Origin of the sequence: Pseudomonas sp. O39 (genome assembly GCF_045447295.1) — a bacterium.
GTDB lineage: Bacteria > Pseudomonadota > Gammaproteobacteria > Pseudomonadales > Pseudomonadaceae > Aquipseudomonas > Aquipseudomonas antarctica_A.
The window spans coordinates 213,700-220,690 of sequence record NZ_JBJGXV010000008.1; the positions used below are offsets into that span (position 1 = coordinate 213,700).

The window sequence follows — 6,991 nt, forward strand, 5'->3', positions numbered from 1 at the left end:
TGTTCTCCTTAAAGGCTGATGACATTGCCGGGTTCGAACACCGCATCGGCCTTACCTACCGTGTTGATCAACGGCGCGCCAAATTCGGCTTGGCTGATCTCGAACACATCCCCCGGCTGGGTACGTATACCGTCCGCGAATGACAAGGTGGCGGTGCCGAAGAAGTGAATATGCACATCGCCCGGCGTGAGGAACTGGCGGTATTTGAAGTGGTGGTATTCGAGGTTTTCCAGGCTGTGGCACATGTTGGCTTCGCCACTGAGGAATTCGTTCTGCCAGATCACTTCGCCGTCGCGCAGGATGCGGCTGGTGCCCGCCAGGTGCTGGGGCAACTCGCCCACGCGCAATTCGGGGCCATAGCTGCAACTGCGCAGTTTGGAGTGAGCCAGGTACAGGTAGTTCTTGCGCTCCATCACATGGTCGGAAAACTCGTTGCCTACGGCGAAGCCAAGGCGATAAGGCTTGCCGTCGTGGCCGATCACGTAGAGGCCGCCGATCTCCGGCTCTTCGCCGGCATCTTCGGCAAACGGCGGCACCGGGAATGCTGCGCCCGGGCGCACGACGATGCTGCCGTCGCCCTTGTAGAACCATTCGGGTTGTACGCCCGCTTGGCCGGCGGCGGGTTTGCCGCCCTCCACGCCCCATTTGAAGATGCGCAGGGTGTCGGTCATGGCGCTGTCGTCACCGACTTGCTTGTGCATCTTGTCTCGCGCCGAAGCACTGCCCAGGTGGGTCAGGCCGGTGCCGCTGATCAACATGTGCGCCGGGTCCGGGTGGTCGAGTGGCGGCAGGATTTTCAGGTCGGCCAACAGGGCCGCGTAGTCGTAGCTGTCACCCAGGCCCAGGCGCTTGACCTGTTGCGCCAGGCCCTCGCCGGCTTCGATAGCGGCCAGCGCCAACTCGCGCACGCTGCGGGCGCTCTGCACTTCGCGCAATGTGCGGCCTTCCACCACGCCGACGCGGCGCTCGCCGTTACGTAACTCGAACTGAACTAAACGCATGAAGTGACTCCTCGATTAAGTACGTGTGGCGCCACGCGCGCTGGCGGCGAATTGGTCGACAGGCAGCACGTGCTTGCGCTCCAGCAGGCGATAGACCACGCCGGTCAGCACCAGCCCGAACACCATCACCCCGCTCAGGAAGTACAAACCGGAAGCCAGGGTGCCGGTGTATTCCTTGAGTGCACCAATCACAAACGGGCCGATGTAGCCGCCGAGGTTGCCCACCGAATTGATCAGCGCAATGCCCGCCGCCGCACTCGCACCGGCAAAGAACCGGCCCGGCAAGGTCCAGAACACCGCCGTGCAGGAAAACAGCGCAAACGCCGCCAGGCACAGCGCGGCCATTTGCAGCACCGGCACACTCAGCCAGGCGCTGAGGAACAGGCCGATGGCGCCGAGCACATAGAGCACGGCGAGGTGGCCGTAGCGGTCGTTCAAACGGTCGGAACTGCGCGGGATGATCAGCAGGCCGATGATGCCGAAGATGTACGGCACCGCGGAGATGAACCCGGTGACCAGGTCACTGCCGCCGAACTGCTTGATCAACGTCGGCAGCCACAGCCCCAGCCCATAAATGCTCAAGGTCACCGGCAGGTAGAACAGCGCCAGCAACAACACGCGTGTGTCTTTCAGCGCATGCAGTGGGTTGCCGTGGCGGGTCTGGCCGTAGGCTTGCAGGTCTTTATTGAGTTCGCCGGTGAGCCAGGTCTTTTCGTCCTCGCTCATCCACTTGACCTGTTTGGGGCCGTCCGGAAGGTAGCGCAGCACGGGCCAGGTGAGCAGCAGCGCCGGGGTGCCGATCACGATAAACAGCCACTGCCAGCCGTGCAGCCCAAGAATGCCGTCCATACCCAGCAAGCCGCCGGACACCGGGCCGGTGATCATCATCGCGATGGGTTGGGACAGGATGAACAGCCCGAGAATCTTGCCGCGATGGCGTACCGGAAACCATTGGGTGATGTAGTAGAGAACGCCCGGAAAGAACCCGGCTTCCGCCGCGCCGAGCAAAAAGCGCATCACATAGAAGCTGTGGGGGCCCTGCACGAATGCCATGCCGATGGTGATGGCGCCCCACGTGAGCATGATGCGGGCAAACCAGCGCCGGGCACCGAAGCGGTCGAGCATCAGGTTGCTGGGGATCTCGAACAGGAAGTAGCCAATGAAGAACAGCCCCGCGCCCAGGCCATACGCGGCGTCACCGATACCGACGTCGGCGCCCATGTGCAACTTGGCAAAGCCCACTGCCGAGCGGTCCACATAGGCGACCAGGTACAGCAGGATCAGGAAGGGAATCAGTTTCAGCGTGATGCGCCGAATAAGCCGCAGTTCCTGGCTCATGGGGTCGATCTCCGATTGTTGTTTTTATAGAAGCTCGGGAGCTGCCTCTCGCGAAAATCCGCCAGGGCCATGCCTCAGTTAAGACGGACTATATAGTAGGACTATTTACAAAACAACACTTCCAAAGCCTCGATTTTGCGCTTATGTTTAGCCACATATAGAACATATAGTCATACAATAAGAGAAGCCATCATGCCTGATAAAAAGCCCGCCCTCCGCTCCGCCCAGTGGTTCGGCACCGCCGACAAGAACGGCTTTATGTACCGCAGCTGGATGAAGAACCAGGGCATCGCCGACCATCAGTTCCACGGAAAACCGATCATCGGTATCTGCAACACCTGGTCTGAGCTGACCCCGTGCAACGCGCATTTCCGCCAGATTGCCGAGCACGTCAAACGCGGAGTGATCGAGGCCGGTGGCTTCCCCGTGGAATTCCCGGTGTTCTCCAACGGCGAATCCAACCTGCGCCCCACCGCCATGCTCACCCGCAACCTGGCGAGCATGGATGTGGAAGAAGCCATTCGCGGCAACCCCATCGACGGCGTAGTGCTGTTGACCGGCTGTGACAAAACCACCCCGGCCTTGCTGATGGGCGCGGCCAGTTGCGACGTGCCGGCCATCGTGGTCACCGGCGGGCCGATGCTCAACGGCAAGCACAAGGGCCAGGACATCGGCTCGGGCACCGTGGTGTGGCAGCTCAGCGAACAGGTCAAGGCCGGCACGATTACCCTGGACGATTTCCTCGCGGCCGAGGGTGGCATGTCGCGCTCGGCGGGCACCTGCAACACCATGGGCACCGCGTCGACCATGGCGTGCATGGCCGAGGCACTGGGCACTTCCCTGCCCCACAACGCGGCGATCCCGGCGGTGGATGCGCGGCGTTACGTGCTGGCGCACATGTCCGGCATGCGCGCGGTGGAGATGGTGCGCGAAGACTTGAAGCTGTCGAAGATCCTCACCAAGGAAGCGTTTGAAAACGCGATCCGCGTGAATGCGGCCATCGGCGGCTCGACCAACGCGGTGATCCACTTGAAAGCCATTGCCGGGCGTATCGGCGTCGAGCTCGACCTCGATGACTGGACACGCATGGGCCGTGGCATACCCACCATCGTCGACCTGCAACCCTCGGGGCGCTTCCTGATGGAGGAGTTCTATTACGCCGGCGGCCTGCCTGCCGTGCTGCGCCGCCTCGGCGAAGCCAACCTGATCCCGCACCCGAATGCTTTGACCGTCAACGGCAAGTCCCTGGGCGAGAACACCAAGGACTCGCCGATCTACGGCCAGGACGAAGTGATCCGCACCCTCGACAACCCGATCCGCGCTGACGGTGGCATCTGCGTGCTGCGCGGCAACCTGGCCCCGTTGGGCGCCGTGCTCAAACCGTCGGCCGCCAGCGCACAGTTGATGCAGCACCGAGGCCGTGCGGTGGTGTTCGAGGACTTCGACATGTACAAGGCGCGCATCAACGACCCGGCGCTGGACGTGGATGCCAACTCGATCCTGGTCATGAAAAACTGCGGACCCAAGGGCTACCCGGGCATGGCCGAAGTCGGCAACATGGGTTTGCCGGCCAAACTGCTGGCCCAGGGCGTGACCGATATGGTGCGTATTTCCGACGCGCGCATGAGCGGCACCGCCTACGGCACGGTGGTGCTGCACGTGGCGCCGGAAGCCGCTGCCGGCGGCCCGCTGGCCACGGTGAAGGAAGGCGACTGGATTGAACTCGATTGCGCCAATGGCCGCCTGCACCTGGACATACCCGACGCAGAGCTGGCCGCGCGCATGGCCGACCTGGCGCCACCGCAGAAGCTGATCGTCGGGGGCTACCGTCAGCTGTACATCGACCACGTGCTGCAGGCGGACCAAGGCTGCGACTTTGACTTCCTGGTGGGCTGCCGTGGGGCTGAAGTCCCGCGTCATTCCCACTAATTGGGATGCTATGATGCCGCCTATTTAGCCAGAGCCTCCCGTTCGTTATGGATCACCAGCCGCCCAAGCCGCGCAAGAGCATGCATGCCCAGATCGTTCAGGACTTGGGCATGCACATCGTTTCCGGCCGCTTCAAACCCGAAGAACGCCTGCCCATGGAGGCCACGCTCTGCGAGGAGTACAAGGTCAGCCGCTCGGTGTTGCGTGAGGCGACGCGGGTGCTCAGCGCCAAGGGCCTGGTGTATTCCAAGCCACGGGTGGGCGCGGTGGTGCGGCCACGCTTGAAATGGCACCTGCTGGACCCGGACGTGTTGTCCTGGCTGATGCAGTCCACGCCCCACAGTGAGTTCTTCAACACCCTGGCCGGTGTGCGGCGCATCCTCGAACCGGAAATCGCCGCCATGGCCGCGACCACCGCCACCGACGAAGACATCGCTACTATCGAAAAAGCCTACGTGGGCATGGAAACCGCGAAGACTCACGACGACCTGTTGCAGGCCGACCTGGACTTCCACCGTGCGATTGCCGACGCCACCCGCAACGACTTGCTGGCCTATATGTGCAACATGCTGTCGCTGCCGTTGCGCGAGTCGATCAACATCACCAACCGCCGCCCGGACATCCAGGGCCTCAGCCTGCCCCGCCACAAGGCCATCCTCACCGCCATCCAGAACCGTGACGCCCTCGGCGCCCGGCACGCCTCGCTGGTGCAACTGGATGACACCCGCGTGGCGCTGGACACCGTGATGAATGTGCTGACCCCGCTGTAAATCCATCGTCTACGCTCAGGGGGGCAGTTCGAGGAACCGGCCATGCGCGGACGACGCTCGCAATACCACGGCATTCATGACTTCGTGGCGCCCTCCACGCCTGTCTGAAAGGTAGAGGATGATGCAATGGTCAGGCTTGTCATACTGCTATTAGGGGTTGATTACCTTCGGTCATATTGGCGCACGCTGACAGCCATTGGGGTTGTCGGCATCCTTGCCGGCAGCATCGTGTTTATTGATGCACTGGATGATGCACTGTACTTCCCGATAAACCCCTTCGCCTGGTTATTGTTGCTCGAGGGCAGTGCGACGTTGATCGTCGCTCACAGTGGGATCGTCGGGCAGCGCAAGCTGCGCTACCTCAAAGGCTTCTCTTTTGTGCTGGCGGCATCACTGATCCTGGCGGGCCACCACCACGGCAACTTTATTCTTTCGATGATATTCGGCACGCTGTTTTTAGCCGACGGCTTACTGCAGATCGTGTCCGCTTATGTTGTCCGCTACCGAACCTGGCGCATCGCAATGTTCGGCGGCGGGGTCGAAATCGCTTTGGCCATCTTCTTCTTTCAACCCTACCCGACAGACTATATCGGCACGGTCCCCTACTGCCTCGGGCTGGGATTGTTTTTTGCAGGTTGGAATATGTTGCTTGTTGCTGGCCGCGCCCGCCGAATGGTCTCCAACCCTGCGCTGGAGGGTGATGCGCAGAGTCCCATTCCTGGGCCAAGTCACAAAAAGCCAACCGAGCGGGACAGTGCGACAGGCGACAATGCCCAGGCCCTTATCGTCCATATATGGACGCCCCTCGGTGTAGCGAATGCTGAAGTTGTGCGCCGCCCATTGATAGAACGGTATATCGCCGCCGTGGACAAGAATGGGGTGATATCAACGGGGCACGCCGCACTGGAAGCGCCGGATGGTCTGTACGTGAGCCTTTACCCAGCGGAGGACATCGACCATTCGCCCGACCAGTTCATGCGCCTGTTGCGGGCCACCGACGATAACAACATGCCGGGAGAGTTTCAGTCCGATTACCTCACGGAATCGCAGGCATGGTGCCCGTCTACCGTTCAAGTACACCTGCGTAACTATGACCCACAGCACTTGCATGACTTTTGGGAGACATACCGTAAAGACACCACCTATAACCTCACCCACCGCAATTGTTCCAGCAGCGTCATACAGGTGCTTGAAGCGGCTCTGGAAGGGTCTTTAGGGCGTATCTGGGGGCATTACGGCCTCTACCGTATTCTGGGAAAAATATTCACTACGCCGGAATTATGGGTGGCCATTCAAATCCGTAAACGCGCGCAAACCATGGCTTGGACGCCAGGCCTGGCACTCGATTATGCGCGGGCGCTCAGTATGCTGGTAGACCCCAGGCCCACTGGCTGGATCAATACCACCCAGCGTGCGTTTCAGAAAATACGGTCTTTACGCCGTCAGTGGCAAAAAGAAAAAGCATTGGCTGAGTCCAGTAGAAAAAAACCGCCGGATGATCTCAAAAAACCTATGTGAGTTTTACTCCGCCCGCCTCTGGGTCCTTATCACGCCTGACGGACCTGCGTTAGCTGACTCGTTTCGATAAAAAACCCGGACACTGTCCGGGTTTTCTTACCCTAGGGTTTTATCAACTGCCCAACTCGCCACGGGTGTCTGCGTCGAAGCGCTGACGGGCCTGATCAGCCGCCGGTTTGAGCAAAGCGAGCAGCGCCACCTCACTGTACAACTGAGTGACCGCCAGCTCCTTGGGGGTCGGTTCAATCGGGATCAGCAGCTCTTCGCCGTCGGCGTGCAGCCAGATGGCCACAACGTGCAGTGCCGAGATGAATAACACGCGCAGCTCCACGGTTTTACCCTGCAATTGCGGCGACTGTTCCGCCAGTTTCAGCGCATCCACCGTCGCGGCTGCCAACGTCCCGTGGTTGAGCGACGCGAACTCGACATGGCCGC

At 61.0% G+C, this 6,991-nt stretch carries 5 protein-coding genes and 1 pseudogene; 3 read left to right on the forward strand and 3 right to left on the reverse strand.

Annotated features, from left to right (window positions below):
• Positions 1–8: 8 nt before the first annotated feature.
• A complete protein-coding gene (gene araD1 / locus ACI77D_RS14105; RefSeq protein ID WP_064452818.1) occupies positions 9–1,001 on the reverse strand; it encodes an AraD1 family protein in 993 nt (330 codons plus the stop codon).
• Between the two features lie 15 nt (positions 1,002–1,016).
• Positions 1,017–2,339 carry an MFS transporter gene (locus ACI77D_RS14110; RefSeq protein WP_064452819.1) on the reverse strand — a complete coding sequence of 441 codons (1,323 nt, stop codon included), beginning with the start codon at positions 2,337–2,339 and terminating at the stop codon, positions 1,017–1,019.
• A 192-nt stretch (positions 2,340–2,531) separates the two neighbouring features.
• Here ACI77D_RS14110 and ACI77D_RS14115 point away from each other — a divergent pair, with 192 nt between their 5' ends.
• The 3 genes from ACI77D_RS14115 to ACI77D_RS14125 all read left to right on the forward strand — a co-directional run bounded on the left by ACI77D_RS14115 (position 2,532) and on the right by ACI77D_RS14125 (position 6,556).
• Positions 2,532–4,268 carry an IlvD/Edd family dehydratase gene (locus ACI77D_RS14115; RefSeq protein ID WP_128588064.1) on the forward strand — a complete coding sequence of 579 codons (1,737 nt, stop codon included), beginning with the start codon at positions 2,532–2,534 and terminating at the stop codon, positions 4,266–4,268.
• Between the two features lie 47 nt (positions 4,269–4,315).
• Positions 4,316–5,038, forward strand: a complete 723-nt coding sequence (locus tag ACI77D_RS14120; protein ID WP_064452821.1) for a FadR/GntR family transcriptional regulator — start codon at positions 4,316–4,318, stop codon at positions 5,036–5,038.
• 126 nt (positions 5,039–5,164) lie between these two features.
• Entirely contained in the window at positions 5,165–6,556 is a 1,392-nt protein-coding gene (locus tag ACI77D_RS14125; protein ID WP_407016812.1) for an HdeD family acid-resistance protein, read from the forward strand.
• A gap of 112 nt (positions 6,557–6,668) precedes the next feature.
• Here ACI77D_RS14125 and ACI77D_RS14130 read toward each other — a convergent pair.
• Positions 6,669–6,991 (reverse strand): annotated as a pseudogene (locus tag ACI77D_RS14130) (hypothetical protein); the annotation flags it as partial.

Coding starts and splice junctions, on each gene's coding strand:
- ACI77D_RS14115 (WP_128588064.1), top strand. CDS start 2,532: ATGCCTGATAAAAAGCCCGCCCTCCGCTCCGCCCAGTGGTTCGGCACC.
- ACI77D_RS14110 (WP_064452819.1), bottom strand. CDS start 2,339: ATGAGCCAGGAACTGCGGCTTATTCGGCGCATCACGCTGAAACTGATT.
- araD1 (WP_064452818.1), bottom strand. CDS start 1,001: ATGCGTTTAGTTCAGTTCGAGTTACGTAACGGCGAGCGCCGCGTCGGC.
- ACI77D_RS14120 (WP_064452821.1), top strand. CDS start 4,316: ATGGATCACCAGCCGCCCAAGCCGCGCAAGAGCATGCATGCCCAGATC.
- ACI77D_RS14125 (WP_407016812.1), top strand. CDS start 5,165: ATGGTCAGGCTTGTCATACTGCTATTAGGGGTTGATTACCTTCGGTCA.